The following is a 19,787-nucleotide window of genomic DNA, read 5'->3' as shown; positions in this document are numbered from 1 at the left end:
TCTCCAGCGAAGTCGAAGGATAAACGACTTTCGGCTTGTTAATCCGCCGCACTCGTTTGCTGGCTGTTCCGGGCCGCATTCCGTCGGGCGGGCTCCTCGGCTGGATCATGGTCGGGCCATGCCGCAAAAATGATGCCAGCAAGGAAGAGCAGGCTTCCGATCCAAAGCCAGTTGACGAGCGGGTTGACGTAGATCTTGAAAGTCGCGCCCATCGTGGATACAGGCTGCCAGTCGAGCAGCAGGATATAGAGGTCATCCCTCAGGGTGGAGCGCTGTCCGGGGATGGTCATGTTTTGCTCGGCATCGTAGTAAAAGTCAATGCGCGGGGCAAGTTGACCGAGATAAATACCGTTTTCGTAAATATCCACGACCGAACGGGTGTAGTTCACGCCTTCGCCGGGGCTATTCCATGAAGCGAGTTCGCGGTAGGTCACGGTGTAATTGGCAATGTTCAACGACTCGCCCTGCCCCAGCGTGCCTTGCGTCTCTTTCTGGAAGAGTTCAATGCCGAGAATGCCAATCGCCATCAATGCCATGCTGATGTGGATGATGTATCCGCCATAGCGGCGGCGATTGCGCCCCATCAGGCTTGTGAGAGCGGTAAAGAAATTCTCCTTTTGCGATTTTTGTCTGGCGCGCGTGCCGCGCCAGAACTCATACAGGGTGGCGGATAAGACCAGCGTTACAAGGAAGAACCCGACCAGGGCATAAATATTCTGCGTGTACGTGAAGGTCAGCAGGATGGTTACGACGGCGGCGAGCGCAAATGATTTCCACAGCGCGCGTCCGAGCGTTTGGATGGTGGAGTGTCCCCATGCGGAGAGCGGTGCGATTGCCATCAGGAAGAGCAGACCGGCAAAGAGCGGACCCGTCGCGCGTTCATAATAAGGCGGACCGACGGTCACTTTTTGACCGGTGAAGAGTTCGGAGATCAGCGGATAGATTACCCCCCAGAAGCAAACCACAAGAATGCCCATGAAAAGCAGGTTATTCAGTAGGAACAACGCCTCGCGCGAAAGCATGGACTTCATCTCTGTTTCGCTTTGCAGCAGGGGCCAGCGCCAGATGAGCAGGGCGACCGAGGTCACCAGTGTGAGTGTCACAAAGCCCATGAAGAACGGACCAATGGGGCTGTTCGCAAACGAATGCACGGAGGAGAGCACGCCTGAGCGCGTCAGGAACGTGCCGAAAATGACCAGTGCATACGTCAGAATGATGAGGATCATATTCCATTGCTTGAGCATGCCGCGCTTTTCCTGAATCATGACGGAATGCAGGAAAGCGGTGCCGGTCAGCCAGGGCATGAAGGACGCGATCTCGACCGGGTCCCAGCCCCAGTAGCCGCCCCAGCCCAGCACGTCGTACGCCCAGCGTCCGCCAAGGACGATGCCAAACGACAGGAACAACCACGCCCACAATGACCAGCGGCGGGTGATGCGCGTCCAGCGGTCATCGGTGCGCCCGGTGACCAGCGCCGCAATCGCAAAAGCGAAGGGGACGACGTAGGCGACAAAACCAAGGTACAGCATGGGGGGATGGATGACCATGCCCGGGTGGCGCAGAAGCGGGTTCAGTCCCTGCCCGTCCTGCGGTGTGAAGACGGTCGCCACCGCGGAGGGGGAGAACATGCTCGGCATCACATTCCCGTTCACCAGCCAGAAGCGGGTAAATGGGTTTTCGTAGAAAACGATCATGCCGAGAAAGAACGCCAGCGTAACGGAGGAGACTACAATGACCCATGGCAGGAACTCGGCGTCGCGGTCCCATTTGCGCAAGGTCACTGCAGAGGTGAACACCGCCAGCAGCCACGACCAAAACAGAAGCGAACCCGCCTGCCCGCCCCACCAGGCGGTTACTTTCAGGTAGGTGGGCATGCTGCGGCTGGTCACTTCGTAGACAAAGGCGACCTCATAGTGGTTGTTTACCAGCAGGTAGATCAAGATTAAGGATGAGAGTGTGATTAGGGGAAAAGTGAGCAGTTGAGCCCGCCGCGCGCTTTCCACGAGGGCTGCGGATTTGTGTGTTACGCCGTACACCGCTGCAACTCCGCTATAGATCGTGACAATAAAACCAACCAGTAAAACGCCATATCCAAATTCTGCAAACATGATTTCTTCCTTATCGTTCCTGTCTCTCTCTTAAGGGAGGAGCACAGGGGGGAGATGGAGTGGGGAAACAAAACCTGACAAGCAAGGAGCCTGTCAGGTTATTTTTTTAACCGTTTTCGGCCTGTTCGGGGACCGCCTCTTCATAGCGGGTGGGACATTTGAGCAGCAGCTCCTCGGCATAGAAAATACCGTCCTCGCCAAGCTTGCCGGTCATAATGGCTTGTGCCTCGTTGCGGAGCAGGTCTGGTTTGACGCCGATATAAACGACGGTCACTCTCTGGCGGGCGGGATCGTTCACCGCCACATACAGGACTTCCGCCAACCCGCCCTGTGCCTCGATTTCCTTGTTGTTGCCAGTGACGTGCGCGATCTCAAAGGTAAGGGTGAGGGTTTGCGGGTCGTATTGGATCGTGTCCCCGATCACAGCGCCTGAAAGACGCAGGCTCTTGCCATATGCCGAATCGCCGTCCTCCTTCAATTCGTCCACGGTCATGAAATATTCTGCGCTTGCCTGTGTGGATGAAGCAATAAGATAAACCACAGCCGCCAGGATAAGCAGCCCGCCCAGAAAAAATTTATTCATCTTCATACGTATTCCTCCAAATTATTAACTGCAAAATCGAACAACCTATGTCCATTTTACATGTTGACATTAAACCACGCTGAGATTTGGATTGGATGGATGTCACCAAAGTTTCCTGACTTTGTCCTAATTACGTGTGACCTCTTTCTTTTGATGATATAGTTGGCAAAATCCACGGAGGAGTTGTTGATGCAGACCAGACCTGCCGCCATTATCTTTTTGTTGGTGGCGATGATTTTCGCCCCCGCGCATGCCGCCGCCGCACCTCGCGCTGATGTGGAAAATGACCGGGTTACACTGGCATTTCCCGAAACTGCCACGTTTTCAGCCACCCTGCACTCGAGTGCGGTCATCACATCCGTTGTTTTGGAATACGGCAACGAGCAGCAGACTTGTGGCGAGGTCATTGCGAAAGCCTACCCTCAATTTACGCCGTCGAACTCCGTCGATGCTGCATGGACGTGGGACATGCGCCAAAGCGGCTCGCTCCCGCCCGGTGCGCAATTATGGTGGCGCTGGCGTTTTACAGATGAAACAGGCGCACAATATACAAGCGAAACACAGTCAGCCGTCTGGCTGGACAATACTCACAACTGGCAGACTCTCACAAGTGGAGACCTGCGCCTGCATTGGTACGGGCTGGACCAATCCTTTGTGCAAACCATGCTCGACGCCGGGCTGGAGAGTCTGCGCCGCAATAAAGAGCAGGCGGGACTCGAAACAAATGACCCGATCAATGTGTATGTGTATCCCAACTATTTCGACATGCGCGATGCCATCCTTTACGAGCCTTCATGGACGGGAGGCCTGGCGTTCTCTGATTTCAGCATTGTCATCATGGGCGTCTCAGGCTCCAATTCCGTCTGGGATAAAAATACGATCATCCACGAAATCACTCATGTGCTGGTCGGTCACTTCACCTTCTCCTGCATCGGCACTGTCCCTGCGTGGTTGAATGAAGGCCTGGCCATGTTCAGCGAAGGCGGCCTGGATGCGAGCATGCAATTCCAGCTGGACCAGGCGATTCGCAATGACTCCCTGCTTTCCGTCCGCTCGTTGAATGGCGGCTTCTCCGAACTCCCCGATAAGGCGAACCTCTCCTACAGTCAATCCTACAGCATTACAAAATTCCTGATCGATTCATACGGTCAGGAGAAGATGACAAAAATGCTTGTCGCCCTGCGTGATGCCAAGCCCGTGGATACGGCACTACTGGAAGTCTACGGATTCAACACCGAGGGATTGGAAGACGCCTGGAGACAGTCGCTCGGAGCCGCACCCCGGCCTGTTTCCGCCCAATCGACATCCCAGCCAACCCCGACCTTTGTCCCCACCTACGTTCCGATCGCAGGCATTCCAATTGCAATAACGCCCACACCGTATGCCATTCCCACCTCCTCTTCCGGTGACACTGAAGCCCAGCCCAGCGGACCGCCCCTTTCATTAACCATTGCGCTGCTATGCTTCTGTTTGCTGATCCTGCTCGTGATTGGCGTGTTCGTGCTGGGGTTGATCGTCCGCAGGGGCAACCCGAAAGGAGGCGAACATGTCTAACTTCAGAAAAACATTCCTGCGCAGCGGTTGGGGATGGCTGTCCGTGCTTGCCGTCCTTTCATCCATTTTGCTGAGCGCGAAACTATTTCAATTCGGAGTCCCGCTCAATCAGGCGCTTGTTTACAGTGGAGGCGAATCCACGAACCTGCGCGAATATGACCCGGCCACCACATACAGTGCGGGCAATAAACTCATCTTCAGCGGACTGGTGTCGCTCGATCCGCGCCTGAACCTGACTCCCGACCTCGCGTCAACATGGGAGGTCAGCGGCGATGGAACAGTCTACACCTTCCATATCCGCGAACATGCCGTTTTCCACAACGGGCGCCCGGTCACTGCTCATGACGTGGTCTATTCATGGGAACGAGCCGCCAGTCCGCAGATTAAGTCTGATACGGTGCTGACGTATCTCGGCGATATCGCCGGGGTGCGGGAGATGGTCACAGGGCAGGCCGACCACATCAGCGGCCTGCAGGTCGTTGACGACAAAACGTTGCAAGTCACGATCGATGCGCCCAAGCCCTACTTTCTTTTGAAGTTGACCTATGCCACCGCGTTTGTCGTGGACAAGGAGAATGTCGAGTCTGGTGAAGAGTGGATTCGCAAACCGAACGGCACAGGACCTTATAAGTTAAAGGAATGGAAATCGTTTGAGTACATCATCTATGAAGCCAATAATGATTTTTATCTCGGTGCGCCTTCCATTCCCTATGTGCTGGTAAAGCTATACGCAGGGGATGGTGTGCGTTTGTATGAGACGGGCGAGATAGATCTGACAAGTGTGGGGTTGTATTCCGCCGAGCGCATTCTTGACCCCGGGGAGCCGCTCAACCGCGACCTTGTTACGGGGATCAATCTGTGTACCGGCTACGTGGTCTTCGATACGGTACAGCCGCCGTTTGACGATGTCAATGTCCGCAGGGCATTCTCCATGGCGTTTGACCGTCAACGATATATCGAGGTCGTCCTGCGCGGGCAGGCTTTGCCAGCCATTGGTCCTTTCCCGCCCGGTTTGCCCGGTTTTCATTATGGTCTGCAGGGTTTGCCTTATGACCCTGAGCAGGCGCGTCAATTGCTTGCCCAATCCAAATATGGCAGTGCGGAGGGATTACCTCCCATTACGTATACGGCAAGCGGCATTGGCAGTTACGTTGGCGGGGATGTTGCCGCACTGGCCGAGATGTGGGAGCAGAACCTGGGGGTTACCCTTCAGGTCGAGAATATCGAATACAATTATTATTATCAGCAGATATTCTCGGGCAATCACGGTCAGATCTTTGGCGGCGGATGGTGTGCTGATTATGCCGATCCCGAAAACTTTGCGGATATTCTGTTCCACAGCGGGTCGGTACAGAATCATGGCGGCTATTCCAACTCCGAACTGGATGCACTCCTCGAAAGCGCGCGCGTTGAACGGGATGTGACCAAACGCATCGCCATGTATCAGCAAGCCGAGCAGCTCATTGTGGATGACGCCCCTGTGCTATTTACAACCCATTCATTTTCGTATCGTCTGATAAAACCTTATGTGAAAGGCTATATATTCACCCCGATTTCAATCCCGATTGAACGATATATGTGGCTGGAGGGAAAGTAGATTTATGTCATTATGAAGAGCGGATCGGCGAAGTAATCTTCCCATTCACCATGAGATTGCTTCGTCATCGTTTCACTCCTCCTCGCAACGACGTTACGGCATTGCCTGAACGAAAAACTTCACCGCTTCGATCGCGGACCCGAGGCTTGCCATCCCGAACTGGAAGTTGGTTATCGTCCCAGGCTGGAGCGCTCCAGCCTCCCAGCGTTTGACCCCGACCACTGTCCCGTTTGTATCGTAGGCCACTGCCGCGACCCAGACCTGGGTTGCGGCGGTTGATTCTGCCGGCAGGTGGATCTGCCCGCTGAGTTGGGCGGTTTTGCCGTCCCATGCAATTTGGGCAATGGTGTGGGTCAAGCTTGCAGGCAGATGGCGTGATGTATTCGATTGCAGCGCGCTCAACAATTGGACCTGCGGTTTGACGTTGGCCGGCGAATTCGGGAAATACACATACACTGGCAGGGATGAATTTGGCGCAATAATGTCCAGGGGCGTAAAGGCGGTCTGGCTGGCTATCGCATTATGGTTTTCGTCCAGCAGTGTGATCTGCGCAGAGACGTTTTCGAGAACACCGTCCGTACTATTTTGGATGAGCGCAAAGCACCAGTTGCCCGAGTCCGCTGTGGGGTGGCAAACTGTCTGGGTGACGGGAGCAGGCACGGGCGTGGGCGTTGAAGCGGCGGCGAGAGGGGAGGCTGGGTCAGGGATGAGGATCGTCTGTCCGATGGAAAGAATGTTCGTCTTGAGGTCCGGGTTCGCCGCTCTGAGAGCATCCTGTGAAATCTTGAATTTTTCAGCGATCTGACTAAGCGTATCGCCTTTTTCAATAATGTAAATGAAAGGTGTGCTGGTGGTGACGGGTGTTTCGACGATGAAAAGCACGTCTGGCGTGAAGGTCGGCACGGAGGTGCTGGTAAGGTATGGTTGAGGTGAAACGTCAATGGGCTGCTCGGCGGCGGAAGCGCAGGCGGCAAGGAGCAGGGCACACAGAAGGCATGTTTTTCGCATGGGATGATTATAATCAGTAGTTCACGAAAAGGCTTGAACGTGGTTAACTTGGCTCCGACCAAGGAAACCCATAACCATGTCCAAGCCCACAATCAAGATTACCCGAACAATTCGTTCCGAGCAAGTGCTGAATGCCTTCATGACGGTGGTTCGCAAGAACCTGCCGCTGGAATTGCGAAACACCCGGATCACTGCCGAAGATATCCTGTATGTGTTGGCATACGCCAATGTGCATCGTTTGAGCATTGAATCGGCTTGTCTGGAGTTGCAGAATGCGCCTTCGGGTAATCGTCTGCGAGAAGTATTAGCCCAGTCGCTGCCAGACCGAGCCGGTTTGCAGAACCGATTGAACCGCATCTTTCATCGGCAACTCCATCCCAGTGTATGGAAGTGCAAACGCGATTTCAATGTGGCGATTGACCTGACCCTGATCCCATATCATGGTCAGCCGTATGAAGACAGAAAGGAGATCGTACGCAGTGCACCCAAGTCTGGGACAACCCATTTTCATGGTTACGCCACGGTTTCGATTGTGCGGGACCATCGGCGCTACGTTGTGGCGTTGCGCTTCATCGAACATGGCGAGGATATGGCCGACATCGTCCGCTGGCTGCTGAAACGCCTGAAAACACTCAAATTTCGCATTCGACGGGTGTTTTTGGACAAAGGTTTCTGCTCCAAGCCGGTTTTCAAGGTTCTGGACCAACACAAGGTCAGTTTCGTAACGCCCATTCCCGTGCGTGGCAAGTCGGGCGGTGTGCGGACTTTGTTTCAAGGTAAATCACGTGTCACCACCTACACCTTTAACAGCCCAAAATATGGCATATATACAGTGCAGGCGGTGGTCGTCCAGCGCTATTCCAAAGGACGCTATGGACGACACAAGAGCAAGTGGTTTGCGTACGCCGTCTCCGGATTGCCCTCTGGCATTTTGCCTGCCCAGGTGTTTGAACTTTATCGTCAACGCTTCGGCATTGAGTCGAGCTACCGACAAATGAACCAGGTGCGCGCTCGAACTTCCACCCGTAATCCTGTCATCCGCTTGCTGCTGGTTGGTTTGGCTTTTGTCTTGTTCAATCTGTACATTGCCTTGCGCCAGAATCTGGCCTCCGCGCTTAAAACACCGTTAGAATCTTTCAATCGCTTCTGGCTTTCTTTGCGCCGTGTCGCTTTCCTGCTCAGTCGTGCCATTGAACGCTTCTGGGGTGCGACTGAGGTCATTCAACATCAATCATGTTTTGTGCTTTCGTGATCTACTGATAATGGAGTCGTACATACAGCAACACACGTATTGCTGTATAAAAATCCTTTGGAGGCACAATGAAATATCGTTATTTGGGCAGGACTGGAATTCAGGTTAGCGAGTTGTCCTTTGGCTCGTGGGTTACTTTTCACAACCAGGCGGATGTGAAACTGGCCGTGAACATGATGTCCGCGGCGTATGATGCGGGGGTGAATTTTTTCGATAACGCTGAAGCATATGCGGGCGGCAAGTCGGAAGAGGTGATGGGGGCCGCGCTCAAAGAGTTGAAATGGCGCCGGGGGGGGTATCTGATTTCGACGAAATTCTATTGGGGTTTGCATGACGGCGTCAATGAGAAGAACACCCTAAATCGCAAACGTCTGATCGAGGGCATCAACGGCTCACTCGAACGTCTGCAACTGGATTATGTGGACATCATCTACTGTCATCGCCCGGATAAGACCACCCCCATTGAGGAGACTGTGTGGGCCATGCACAATATTATTGAGTGGGGCAAAGCCTTGTATTGGGGCACATCTGAATGGGCGGCTTCGGAGATCATCGAAGCCATTCAAATTGCGGAACGCCACCACCTGCACAAACCTGTTGTCGAACAGCCGCAGTACAATATGTTCGAGCGCGGGCGTCTTGAGGGCGATTACGTCCGCTTCTACACGGAATACGGCTATGGTACGACCACATGGAGTCCGCTGGCTTCGGGGTTGCTCTCTGGCAAATATCAAAAGGGAATTCCAAAAGACAGCCGCGCCGCGCTGAAGGGCTATGACTGGCTTGAGTCGCGGATGAAGGATAAGGAACGGCTTGCCAAAGTCGGCGCGCTGGAGCCGATTGCGAAGGAACTCGATGCGACCATGTCGCAACTGGCGCTGGCGTGGTGCTTGAAGAATCCGTTCGTGAACACGGTCATCACCGGCGCGAGCCGCGTGGAGCAGGTCCACGAGAACATGAAGGCTGGCGGGATCGCACAGAAGATCACGCCCGAGATCATGGAGCGAATCGATGAGATTTTCGGGGTGAAGAAGAAGGACGAAGACGACGACTAAGGCCTGTAGGGGCACGGCGCCGCTGTGCCTTTACAAGATTACACCTTTGAGAAATAATTTTCCTCCACACTTTGCCAGGTCTCTTCGCGCAGCTTCATGTATTTCGCCAACAGCGGATGCGCGCGCGAAATATCCTCATAAATTTTCTGCGCCACGCGGCGGATTGAAAAATGCGCGTTGGCCGCACTGCGCAACTGGCAAAAGGCGAACGCCTCGCGCAAATTGAACTGCGCCAGTACGCGGCGGTTGAATCCATTGGGAACGGTGTATTGCGCGACATCTGGATTGAAGGCATGGAGTTTCGCGTACATCTGAATTGCGGCTTCCATCGCCGCCTCATATCTGGACGCGAAGCCTGCCTCCGTTATCAGGAGGGGAGTCGTATATCCGAGCCTTGTCGTCAGGCGTTGCGGAGTCTGCGTCATCATGCGGTGACGTTTGAACTCGGCATATGCGCCCTGATCCATGACGAGGTCGAAGGTGTAGGTGGCGTATTCCAATTCACGCAGAGGGACATCATATTTGCCAAGTTTTCCAAGCAAGGCTTCTGCGAGTCCTTCGCGATCCTTTTTCTTCAATGATTTGACATGAGCAAGCGCATCCGCATATGGCATTTCGTTGAAGCGATATAGGGCGGCAGCGAGGATCCTCTTTTCACCATCTTTGTCGTAATCGATCAAAGAGCACCATTCGCGTTGATGATTGTCCATTGACAGCCGGCGGTTGTTTAATTCGTTGGTGGTTTCGACTACGTATGGAACAGCATCCGCGTATTTTACGAGGGTCGGTGTTTCAGCCCGGGAAACTTCCTTCACACTTTCGCCGATCTGGCGGACTTCTGCGAGCGGGTGGGAGAGCATCTTGCGGATGGTCATTTCGATGACGCGCGCGTTGGCGGTCATGCCGAGGTTGGCATTGGCGGCGGCAGGCAGGATGAAACGGCATCTGTCCACGTATTGGGAGCGGATGCGGCGGTCGTAGGCTTCGTCTGATTCATTTTCGCGGCGCGGGGACCTGCTCAGGATGAGATTTTTGACCGGGTCCAGTGATTCAGCATAGGTCGAGAATAGGAGGCGGGCAGTTTGGATGAATTCGTCGCGGAGAGGATGTCCATCCAATTCAGGTGGAATGGTTAAATCGTCCGTGCCCCATTTCTGGTACCGCGTGGATTTTTCAGTGTACGAGGCAAGGCGGTTGCCTTCGATGACTTCGATTGCGACGCGCGAGACGTTTTCAAACGCGATGTGCAGGACGGCATGTTCGGCAACCGATGCATGCCCATAGCCGACAACCCATTTCTCATGAAATTGTGCGGACTTCTCATCACTGAGTTCCGCGGCAATATCACGAAAGGATTCAGGCGAGCGCGAAGTTCTGGCAAAGGCAACAGCGATGGTTTCCGGGCTGAGCGCGCGTGGGGAGAGCAGGTAAATTTCTCGTTCCGGCATTGGGCATCTATCCCATTGGGTGCTTCATGGGCGCGCCGCCCAATAGGTGAAGGTGGACGTGGTTGACGGTTTGTCCGGCATCTGCGCCGGTATTGATGATCAGGCGGAACCCTCCTTCAGCAATGCCCTCCTGTGCAGCGAGAACTTTTGCAATTGTAAAAAGGTGGCCGATGAGCTGCTCGTCGTCGTTGATGAGCACGTTGGTCGAGTCGATGTGCTTGTTCGGTACGATCAAAATATGTGTGGGGGCGGCGGGGTTGATGTCCCGGAAGGCGGTCGCCTGCGCATCTTTGTAGACATTCGTGCTGGGGATTTCGCCTTTGATGATCCTGCAGAAAATGCAATCGGTCATGGGTAGGTCTCCTGAGATTTGTTAAGGGGTCGGCATTCGCCCATAGTCGGCTTCGCATACGATTCGATAGTATTCGTGTTCCACTTCCTTGTTTGCCTCCGCATATGCCGCGGCTTCCTTGCCGGTGGCCCGCACAACGTCAATTGCGTTAAGTACCTGATTGGGCGTGTAGCTCGGCAGGGTCATCAGTGGGTCGTTGATCCTTCCTTCGGGTGCATGGGACGGGCGCTGGGGGTCAAATTCATCTGCAAGCGGAACCCAGTTGTACATGACGGGTCCGCGCGCGTTCGCGGTGAAACCAAGCCTGTAGCCCAACAGGCGGGCTGCTTCTATGGGACGCAGGCCAAACCCGCCATTGGGCCAGATAATGATCTGGGGTTTCTTTTGGTAGCGTTCAAGAAATGTATTTAAAGGACCCTCCAATTCACGGGCGATGACAGCTTTTGCTGAATCGTCGGATAGTTTTGTATCCGGTAATACGCCCTGAGCCTGGTGATCCACCCAGCCTTGACGTTCAAGCGCGATATTTTCCAGCCATAGTTCTTCTGGTGTGTTGGGTTCGCTCACCCAGCCGTTGATAATCGTCCAGCCCCAGTTTTCATAATACCCGCCGAAGTATTTCTCAAAATATTCCGTGTCATAATTTCCGTTTTGGATGATCACCACTGAGCGTGCGGGGATTTTTATGTTGCGTTCCATGAAGGCGATGAGTTGTTTTGTGGCGACCGTTTCAAACCCCTGTGCCTTGAGGTGATCCATGATCTTGATTAGATCAATGATGTTCACACCATCGGGCGATTCGCCGGTGCCTTTGTTGATCTTGTTGATGATCATGACCATCACCACTGTGCCGGGCCCGGCATTCAGTGGATTCCATTTGTTGCGCAGGTAGCGGCAGGTATCCTGTGCGTACGTGCGAGGGACATCCAATGGGTTGAGCAGGGGTGTTTGAAATGGTTCCGGGAGTGCGGGCGGTGTGATGACTTCAGTTTCCAGGGGTTGCGCGAGGGCGGCATCTGTCGATGGGTCAATGGTCGTTTGTGTTGTTTCGGATGCGATTGTCGAGGGCAATATCTCACACGAGACCAGGATGATAACGATCAATACGATCACCGTGAATCGTTGAACTACTAGTTTAAAGGGATATGTCTGTTTATTCATGGGATATACATTGTAAACGAATTTTAGACGGTCAAAACGCAGGGCGTGAAAGTTTCAAATTGCCCCGCCTGATGAATATTATCTTTAATTTGTCCTACGGCGTGGACGGGATCGCCCCATACGTGGGCGCACAGACGATATCGTAATATTCCAGTTCAATGGCTTTGTTCTGTTCGGCATATTGAGCAGCTTCCTGCCCAATCGCACGGACAGCGTCAATATTCCCGCGCGCATCCGTGCTCCAGTAGCGGGGCAGGGTCATGAGCGGGTTGCCCGCCGGGACTTCGGGAATGGCGGATGGATTGGAGTCATTAAATGCATCCGCCTGCGGAACCCAGTTATACATGACCGGCCCGCGCGGGTTGACTGTGAAGCCGAGTTTATAGCCCAGTTGTGTGCCGATTTCCACGGCGCGCGCTGAGAATCCGCCGCCCGGCCAGATATAGCCGAGGGGCGTCTTGTTCATGTATTTTTGCAGGGAGTTGATTGCCCCGCCCATTTCACCGTTGATGAAATCGTCCGTGGAACCGTCGCTAATGGGGATGTTGTGAATGTAGCCGTGTGCCTGGTAATCCACCCAGCCTTCGGCGGAGAGAGAAGCGTTCTCAGCCCACAGGTCAACGCGTTCATCAATGCCTATATAGCCGTTGATGACAGGCCAGGCCCACTGGTCATAATACGGGCGGAAGTGGTCGTTGAAATACGAAGCAAAGTGACGGTCATCCACGATCAACAGGACGGAGCGCTGAGGGATCTTCGCATTGTTGTACATGAAATCTGCCATTTCCTGCATGGTGATGGCTTGAAAGCCCATGTCATGCAGGTCATTCATGAGTTTCTTGTGTTCGGTTACGGTGATGGCGTTCCCCGTCGCTTCCCCTTTGTTAATGCCGTGGAACATGATGACCATCACCACCGTCCCCGGGGCGGCGTTGTTCGGGTCCCATTTGTTCTGCAGATACTGGCAGGTATCCGCCGCGTATGTGCGGGGGATGTCGTGCGATTTCAGCACGGATGTTTGATATGTCCCAGGTAATGTCGGCGGCGTGCGTGGAATAGGTGCGGTTGGTATTGGTGTTTCGGTTGGAACGGAAGTTTCAGTCGGAACATTGATCTGCGCGAAGGCTGTTTCAATTGCCACGGTAAGGGCAATATTTTGATCCACGGAGTTGGGTGCGGGTTGGCAACCTGCCAATAGCAGGGCAGGCAGGATGAGGTTAAGAAGGAAGCGGGGCGTGGTCATGTGCGGAATTGTACCAAAAGCTCGACGGGGGCCAAGCCCCCGTCGAAGTGTTTGTTTATTCGTCTGATTTCCCTGAAATAAAGTCTTCCACTTTTTGGTGTGCGATCTCGTCCTTGAATTGCCTGGGAGGGGTCTTGAAGAAATATGAGGAGGGACCAATAATGGGGCCCGCGAGTTCGCGGTCAAGCGCGATCTTGGCACAGCGCACGGCGTCGATGATCACGCCTGCCGAATTGGGGCTGTCCCACACTTCGAGTTTGAGTTCGAGGTTGAGAGGTACGTTGCCGAAGGTCGTGCCTTCCATGCGGATGTAACACCACTTGCGGTCGGTCAGCCATGGCACATGGTCGCTCGGACCGACATGCACATTGTCCGGATCGATCTGGTATGGGATCATGCTGGTGACGGCGTTGGTTTTGGAGATCTTCTTGCTTTCGAGGCGTTCGCGCTCGAGCATGTTCAGGAAATCGGTATTCCCGCCGAAGTTGAGTTGATAGGTGCGGTCGATCTTGACGCCTCGATCCACGAACAGGCTGGTGAGGACACGATGAACAATTGTCGCCCCGACCTGGCTCTTGATGTCGTCCCCGAGGATGGGCAGACCAGCATCTTCAAAGCGCCTGCCCCAATATTCCGAAGAAGCAATAAAGACGGGAATGCCGTTGACGAAGGCACAGCCCGCTTCGAGGATCTGCTCCACGTACCATTTGGTCGCCATCTCGGAACCGACCGGCAGGTAGTTGATGACCACATCCGTATGGGTTTCACGGAGCAGTTTGACGATGTTTGCGGTGGGGCCGGGCGCCTTTTGGATGATCCCGCTCAGGTATTTGCCCAAGCCGTCATGGGTCATGCCGCGCACCACTGGCGCGTTCAGGTGCGGTACATCCGCAAATTTGTAGGTGTTGTTGGGTTCGGCAAATATGGCTTCCGAAAGGTCTTTTCCGACCTTGGATGCGTTGACGTCAATGGCAAGCGTGAATTCAATGTCCTTTACATGATAATCGCCCAATTGCGTGTGCATGATGCCGGGAATGCTCTCATCCTTTTTTGCATTTTTATAGAACTGCACACCCTGCACCAGGGAGGAAGCGCAATTCCCCACGCCAATAATGGCGACCCGTACCTTTTTGTTAGCCATGAAAATCTCTCCTTGATTTTTGATTACAATTCCTTGCGTCTTTTTGCGGACCAGCTTTTCAGATATACTCTTGAAGTATAATCTTACTGAAGGTTAAATATGGCAATTGATCAGGCAAAAACGCTAGCCCGTCTTTTTGAAATCACCCGCACACTCGGGGCCATGGTGGAGCTTGAGACGTATTTACAGTCGATTCTCTCCGCAGCCGCCGAGCTGACCGGGAGCGAAAGTTCGTCCCTGCTGGAATATGACGAAGTCTCGCAGGAATTTTCATTTAAGTTCGTACCGTGGTTCCATCGTGACGCAATTCGTTTCACCAAGGTCCCGTTGAATGGGAGTGTCGCGGGATGGGTATTCCAGCACGTGAAGCCGCTTGCCATTGACGATGTGGCCAAAGATGACCGTCATTACAACAAGATAGACGACCTGGCCGGGTTTAAAACCCGTTCGATTCTGGGCGTTCCGCTTCTTGTGCATGGAAGCCCCGTCGGCGTACTCGAGGTATTCAACAAGAAGGATAATTATAGCGGGGAAGATACCCTTGTCCTTGAGGCCCTCGCGTCTCTTGCGGCAATTGCCATGCAAAATACCATGCTGGAAAATAACGTTTATTCATCGCAGGATGAAGCCCGTGAACTGGACCGGTTAAAAAACGAGTTCATCGCCATTACATCCCACGAACTCCGTACGCCCCTGGGGCTGATTCTTGGGCATTCCACCTTCCTGAAGGAATTGATCGGCGATGACCATGCGGAACAGGTGGATGCCATCATCCGCAACGCATCCCGGCTAAAAGAGATCATCGAAAGCCTTGCCAGCGTCGATAATTACGAGACCGGTGGCGCGCTTGTCCGTTCGCGCAAGGTGGCTGTTTCGCGGATCATTGAAGATGTTTCCGCCTCCTTTCATGAAATGGTGCAGAGCAAGGGCATTGCCCTGGAGATTAAAAATGAACAAGGTCATGACCTGTGGGTGGATATAGACGGGAGCAAGATTGCAATTGTACTGAGTAATCTCCTGAAGAATGCGATTACGTTTACCAATGAAGGCGGGCATGTTGTCATTCGCGGTGAACAACGACCTGATTTTGTTGAGGTCGCAGTGGAAGATGACGGTGTTGGCATCCCTGCCAAGGATTTGCCGCATGTGTTTGACCGTTTCTATCAGGTTGAATCCCACCTTACGCGCAGGCATGGCGGTATGGGGTTGGGCTTATCCGTTGCAAAGGTGATGATCGAAATGCACGGCGGGCGCATCTGGGCGGAAAGCAAGGAGGGCGCCGGGAGTAAGTTTGTATTTCTTTTGCCGGTTGATAAACAAGGCACCCAACCCCTCCGTCCATTTCCCGAATAAATTCTCATCCCGTCAAGGCAGTTGACGGGATTTTTATTTTCTTGATACACTCACGCCCATGTTAAATCTCAACGTGCAATTCGAACTCATTCGCCAGTCCGCAACCGTGGCCATGACAGACCGCATCCTTGTGCTCAAAGCTAGTGGAAGGAATATTATCGGCTTGCAAGTGGGTGATCCTGATTTTGAGACACCTCCCGCCGTTGTGGATGCGGCCCTCAATGCCATGCAATCGGGGCTGACACACTACGGTCCCTCGCGTGGCTTCCCGGACCTGCGAACTGCTGTTTCAAAAAAATTGCGTCGTGACGAAGGCGTCACCTATAATCCTGACACCGAAATTCTGATCACGCATGGCGGCATTCATGCTTATTATCTTGCCATGCAATCCATCCTTTCACCGGGCGATGATGTTTTGATTCCCGACCCCTCCTGGGCGACTCATTCCAACATGGTGATCATGCTGCGCGGAAATGTGATTCGCGTCCCTGCCCCCGCCGAAAATGGGTTCATCCCCCATTTCGATTCTTGGCTGAAGGCATTGACTCCCAAAACGCGCGTCATCGTCTTGAATTATCCCTCCAACCCGACAGGCGCATTCCCTTCGCGTGAGTATCTGCAAAACCTGCAAGACTTCGCCGCCAAACACAATTTGTGGATCGTCAGTGACGAGGTGTACGGAAGTTTATATTATCAAGAGAAACCAACCTCTGCAGGCGCGCTCGAAGGCGCAAAGGGCAGGACTATCCTAGTTAACAGCCTTTCCAAATCCTATGCCATGACCGGCTGGCGGGTGGGATTTCTCGCCGCGCCGCAACGGGTGATCGAACATGCCTTGAAAGCGGGGCAGAACTCCATTACCTGTGTGGCTCCCTTTATTCAAAAAGCCGCCGCCTTCGCATTAACTGACCCTTCTATCCAAGATGTCACTGCTGGGATGCGCTCTGCCTATGCCCGCCGTCGCGAACTTGTTCTACGCGTAGCCAGAGTGCTGGAGAGTGGGAAGGTTCTAATCATTCCACCGCAAGGTGCGTTTTATTTCTTCCTTGACTTGCGTGCATTGAACAAGTCCTCTGCGGAGATGTGCGAACGGATCTTGGAAGAGGAAGGCGTGGGACTCGTCCCCGGTTCGGCGTTTGGCGAGCAAGGTGAAGGTTTTATCCGCATGGCGATCGCCGCCTCCGATGAAGATGTGGAAGCAGGTTTCAGGAAAATTGTGGCGTGGGCGGAGAGACAGTAGGGGCGGAGTCATCCCGCTCTGTATTGCGAAAACAGTGGAGCTAAAATGAAAGTAGCATTCCAAGGTGAACCCGGTGCGTACAGTGAGCAGGCGGTCTTCAATTATTATGGGGAGGTGGAAACCCTCCCGTGCGAGTCGTTTGATGTGATGTTTGATTCGGTCGTATCGGGCAAAAGCGATTTTGCCTTGGCTCCCATTGAAAATTCGCTCGCTGGGAGCATTCATCAAAACTATGACTTGCTCTTGCGACATGACCTGCATATCGTCGGCGAATATCTTTTGCGCGTGCGCCATTGTCTGATCACCATGCCCGGCGTGAAAAAGGAAGATATTAAAAAAGCGATCAGTCATCCGCAGGCATTGGGACAATGTACGGCATACCTGAGAAATTTGGGTGTCAAGCCTGAAACTGTCTATGATACGGCGGGGAGTGTGAAGATTCTGAAAGAGTTGGGGGCAAAAGATACAGCGGCGATTGCGTCGAAGCGGGCGGCGGAACTGTATGGAATGCAAATTCTGGAGGAAGGTATTGAAGATAACGCGGAAAACTATACTCGTTTTCTCGCTGTGGGACGAGAATCAGTTGTCCCTAAGGGGGAAGCGAAGACATCCATTGTGTTCACGTTGAAGAATATGCCGGGCGCGTTGTTCAAGGCATTGAGCGTGTTTGCCCTCCGTGATATTGATCTCACAAGGATCGAATCGCGCCCGCTGCAGGGCAAACCGTGGGAATATCTCTTTTATATTGATTTTGTCGGTTCGACAAACGATGAAGTTCCAAAACGCGCACTCGGCCAGTTGGGGGAGTATGCGTTGATGCTGCGCGTGCTGGGTTCGTATCCCAGATGTCGCGGATAAATTCAGTCTTGACAAAATAGAAATTGCGTTCTAAAATCGTACGATAATTGGTAACCGAATGGTTACGCGTAGGAGATCATGAGACGAGACGTATTTCAAGCCATTGCTGACCCGAACCGCCGCGCGATCCTTGCGTTGCTGGCAAATCAAAAATTGACGTTGAATGGTATAGCCGAGAATTTTCGCATCAGCCGACCTGCAGTTTCAAGACACATCAGGATTTTGGAGGAATGTGGATTGGTGGTTGTCATCCCGCAGGGACGCGAACGTTATTGCGAAGCCCGTTTCGACAGGTTGAGCGAAGTGTCTGACTGGGTTGAAAAATATCGTCAAATGTGGGAAGCGCGGTTTGACCGTTTGGATGAAGTTTTATTGGAAATGCAAAAATAGGAGGAAAAATGTCAGCCAAAAATAAAACAAGTATCGTTGCTGAACCCGGCAAACAGGAACTCTTTATCACCCGCGAATTTGATGCGCCGCGAGAACTGGTGTTCAAGGCGCACACTGACCCCGCCCTCTTTGCACAGTGGATCGGTCCGCGCGGCCTGACCACTACTCTTGACACCTTCGAACCCGTCAGCGGTGGCAGGTACCGGTTTGTCCAAAAGGATACCGATGGAAATGAATACGGTTTCAATGGAACCTTCCATGAGATTTCGCTGGAGCGAATGATTCAAACCTTCGAATTTGAAGGTTTGCCCGAACGCGGACATGTTTCTATGGATTGCATGACTCTGGATGAATTGCCAGGAAACCGAACAAGGATCACGGTTCAATCCATCTTTCGGTCTGTTTCTGACCGCGACGGTATGATCCAGTCTGGAATGGAGCGCGGAGTGACTGAAGGCTATGAGCGACTTGAAGAGATCCTTGCGGGATCGGGAAGATAAAGGCAATGGCAGTGACTCAATATCTCGCCTTGCTGCGCGGAATCAACGTCGGCGGAAAGAACATCATCAAGATGGCAGACTTGAAGGCTTGTTTCGAGTCTTTGGGATTTTCTGATGTGGTTACCTACATCCAAAGCGGGAATGTGTTGTTCAAGTCTGCTGAAAAGGACAAGGCGAAGTTGACGAACCTCATCGAAATGGAACTCCCCAAACGCTTCAACTATGCCGCCCGTCTGGTGACTGTGACTCACAAGGAACTCAAAAAGACCGTGGATACCGCGCCGCGCGGGTTTGGCAGCGAACTTGAAAGATACCGTTACGACGTGATCTTTCTGAAAGAGCCGCTCACTCCGAAAGAGGCGATGAAAAATGTCAGCACGAAGGAAGGTGTGGATGCTGCACATATGGGTGAGCATGTCCTGTACTTCTCGCGTCTTGTTAGCAGGGCATCGCAAAGCCATTTGACGAAAATCATTTCACTGCCTGTGTATCAATCCATGACCATCCGCAATTGGAATACGACGACCAAATTGCTGGCTTTGATGGAAAAGGAATAATTTATGAAAAACCAAAAATCTGGCTTCACTTCCATTGATGAGTACATTGCTGCTTGTCCGCCGCAGTCACAGGAGCGTTTGCAAACGATACGGGCGACGATCAATAAACTTGTCCCCGAAGCGAAGGAACGAATCAGTTATCAGATCGCGGCGTTTGAGTTGAATGGGAAGAACATCATCCATTTTGCGGGGTGGAAAAAGCATGTGTCGCTGTACCCGGTTCCGGCGGGGGATGAAGCGTTCGAGGAAGAAGTATCCAATTATGTGGACGGCAAAGGCACGGTCAAATTTCCGCTCGATGAACCGATGCCGATGAGACTCGTCACGAAGATCATCAAGTTGCATGTGGCGCAAAATTTGAAAATGATGAAATCCAAAAAGTAAAAG

The 19,787-nt window shown here is 53.1% G+C and carries 19 protein-coding genes; 11 read left to right on the top strand and 8 right to left on the bottom strand.

Annotated elements, in window-relative coordinates; translation table 11 throughout:
- Nucleotides 1-38 precede the first annotated feature (38 nt).
- Together QY332_20485 and QY332_20480 are read right to left on the bottom strand one after the other, a co-directional pair.
- On the bottom strand, nucleotides 39-2,108 hold the full coding sequence (locus QY332_20485; protein ID WKZ35994.1) for a heme lyase CcmF/NrfE family subunit: 2,070 nt from the start codon (nucleotides 2,106-2,108) through the stop codon (nucleotides 39-41).
- A 106-nt stretch (nucleotides 2,109-2,214) separates the two neighbouring features.
- Nucleotides 2,215-2,691, bottom strand: coding sequence for a cytochrome c maturation protein CcmE (locus QY332_20480; GenBank protein WKZ35993.1), 477 nt, complete (start codon nucleotides 2,689-2,691; stop codon nucleotides 2,215-2,217).
- Between the two features lie 189 nt (nucleotides 2,692-2,880).
- On the opposite strand from QY332_20480, the gene QY332_20475 reads away from it, so the two are divergent.
- Nucleotides 2,881-4,245: a peptidase MA family metallohydrolase gene (locus QY332_20475; protein WKZ35992.1), complete on the top strand. Its 1,365-nt coding sequence runs from the start codon at nucleotides 2,881-2,883 to the stop codon at nucleotides 4,243-4,245.
- The gene (locus QY332_20470; GenBank protein WKZ35991.1) at nucleotides 4,238-5,842 is read left to right on the top strand and encodes a peptide ABC transporter substrate-binding protein; all 1,605 of its coding nucleotides are present in this window, start codon (nucleotides 4,238-4,240) and stop codon (nucleotides 5,840-5,842) included. The genes QY332_20475 and QY332_20470 overlap by 8 nt, the downstream gene beginning before the upstream one ends.
- 93 nt (nucleotides 5,843-5,935) lie before the next feature.
- Here QY332_20470 and QY332_20465 read toward each other — a convergent pair whose 3' ends face one another.
- Complete coding sequence (locus QY332_20465; GenBank protein ID WKZ35990.1) at nucleotides 5,936-6,850, bottom strand: LysM domain-containing protein; 915 nt, start codon at nucleotides 6,848-6,850, stop codon at nucleotides 5,936-5,938.
- Nucleotides 6,851-6,926: 76 nt separating this feature from the next.
- On the opposite strand from QY332_20465, the gene QY332_20460 reads away from it, so the two are divergent.
- Both QY332_20460 and QY332_20455 read left to right on the top strand, forming a co-directional pair.
- Nucleotides 6,927-8,102 (top strand): transposase, encoded by a 1,176-nt coding sequence (locus QY332_20460; GenBank protein WKZ35989.1) that lies wholly within the window; start codon nucleotides 6,927-6,929, stop codon nucleotides 8,100-8,102.
- 68 nt (nucleotides 8,103-8,170) lie between these two features.
- Entirely contained in the window at nucleotides 8,171-9,157 is a 987-nt protein-coding gene (locus QY332_20455; GenBank protein WKZ35988.1) for an aldo/keto reductase, read from the top strand.
- Nucleotides 9,158-9,195: 38 nt separating this feature from the next.
- Here the strand turns inward: QY332_20455 and QY332_20450 are convergent, their stop codons facing one another.
- The 5 genes from QY332_20450 to QY332_20430 form a co-directional block, all read right to left on the bottom strand.
- The gene (locus QY332_20450) at nucleotides 9,196-10,605 is read right to left on the bottom strand and encodes an FAD-dependent thymidylate synthase (GenBank protein ID WKZ35987.1); all 1,410 of its coding nucleotides are present in this window, start codon (nucleotides 10,603-10,605) and stop codon (nucleotides 9,196-9,198) included.
- Between the two features lie 7 nt (nucleotides 10,606-10,612).
- Nucleotides 10,613-10,957: a histidine triad nucleotide-binding protein gene (locus QY332_20445; protein ID WKZ35986.1), complete on the bottom strand. Its 345-nt coding sequence runs from the start codon at nucleotides 10,955-10,957 to the stop codon at nucleotides 10,613-10,615.
- Nucleotides 10,958-10,978: 21 nt separating this feature from the next.
- Nucleotides 10,979-12,118, bottom strand: coding sequence for a hypothetical protein (locus QY332_20440; GenBank protein WKZ35985.1), 1,140 nt, complete (start codon nucleotides 12,116-12,118; stop codon nucleotides 10,979-10,981).
- A gap of 94 nt (nucleotides 12,119-12,212) precedes the next feature.
- Nucleotides 12,213-13,361: a polysaccharide deacetylase family protein gene (locus QY332_20435; protein ID WKZ35984.1), complete on the bottom strand. Its 1,149-nt coding sequence runs from the start codon at nucleotides 13,359-13,361 to the stop codon at nucleotides 12,213-12,215.
- Nucleotides 13,362-13,416: 55 nt separating this feature from the next.
- Nucleotides 13,417-14,502, bottom strand: a complete 1,086-nt coding sequence (locus QY332_20430) for an inositol-3-phosphate synthase (GenBank protein ID WKZ35983.1) — start codon at nucleotides 14,500-14,502, stop codon at nucleotides 13,417-13,419.
- A gap of 99 nt (nucleotides 14,503-14,601) precedes the next feature.
- Here QY332_20430 and QY332_20425 point away from each other — a divergent pair, with 99 nt between their 5' ends.
- The 7 genes from QY332_20425 to QY332_20395 all read left to right on the top strand — a co-directional run bounded on the left by QY332_20425 (nucleotide 14,602) and on the right by QY332_20395 (nucleotide 19,784).
- Complete coding sequence (locus tag QY332_20425) at nucleotides 14,602-15,855, top strand: GAF domain-containing sensor histidine kinase (GenBank protein ID WKZ35982.1); 1,254 nt, start codon at nucleotides 14,602-14,604, stop codon at nucleotides 15,853-15,855.
- A 58-nt stretch (nucleotides 15,856-15,913) separates the two neighbouring features.
- On the top strand, nucleotides 15,914-17,095 hold the full coding sequence (locus QY332_20420) for a pyridoxal phosphate-dependent aminotransferase (GenBank protein ID WKZ35981.1): 1,182 nt from the start codon (nucleotides 15,914-15,916) through the stop codon (nucleotides 17,093-17,095).
- A 45-nt stretch (nucleotides 17,096-17,140) separates the two neighbouring features.
- Complete coding sequence (pheA, locus tag QY332_20415) at nucleotides 17,141-17,953, top strand: prephenate dehydratase (GenBank protein WKZ35980.1); 813 nt, start codon at nucleotides 17,141-17,143, stop codon at nucleotides 17,951-17,953.
- A 78-nt stretch (nucleotides 17,954-18,031) separates the two neighbouring features.
- On the top strand, nucleotides 18,032-18,343 hold the full coding sequence (locus tag QY332_20410; protein WKZ35979.1) for a metalloregulator ArsR/SmtB family transcription factor: 312 nt from the start codon (nucleotides 18,032-18,034) through the stop codon (nucleotides 18,341-18,343).
- An 8-nt stretch (nucleotides 18,344-18,351) separates the two neighbouring features.
- Complete coding sequence (locus QY332_20405) at nucleotides 18,352-18,843, top strand: SRPBCC family protein (protein WKZ35978.1); 492 nt, start codon at nucleotides 18,352-18,354, stop codon at nucleotides 18,841-18,843.
- Between the two features lie 5 nt (nucleotides 18,844-18,848).
- Complete coding sequence (locus QY332_20400) at nucleotides 18,849-19,400, top strand: DUF1697 domain-containing protein (protein ID WKZ35977.1); 552 nt, start codon at nucleotides 18,849-18,851, stop codon at nucleotides 19,398-19,400.
- 3 nt (nucleotides 19,401-19,403) lie between these two features.
- Nucleotides 19,404-19,784: a DUF1801 domain-containing protein gene (locus tag QY332_20395; protein WKZ35976.1), complete on the top strand. Its 381-nt coding sequence runs from the start codon at nucleotides 19,404-19,406 to the stop codon at nucleotides 19,782-19,784.
- Nucleotides 19,785-19,787 lie beyond the last annotated feature (3 nt).

Source organism: Anaerolineales bacterium, from assembly GCA_030583885.1.
Classification (GTDB): Bacteria; Chloroflexota; Anaerolineae; order Anaerolineales; family Villigracilaceae; genus Villigracilis.
The sequence above is the reverse complement of the archived record's forward strand: the minus strand, read 5'-3'. Positions and strand labels throughout refer to the sequence as shown.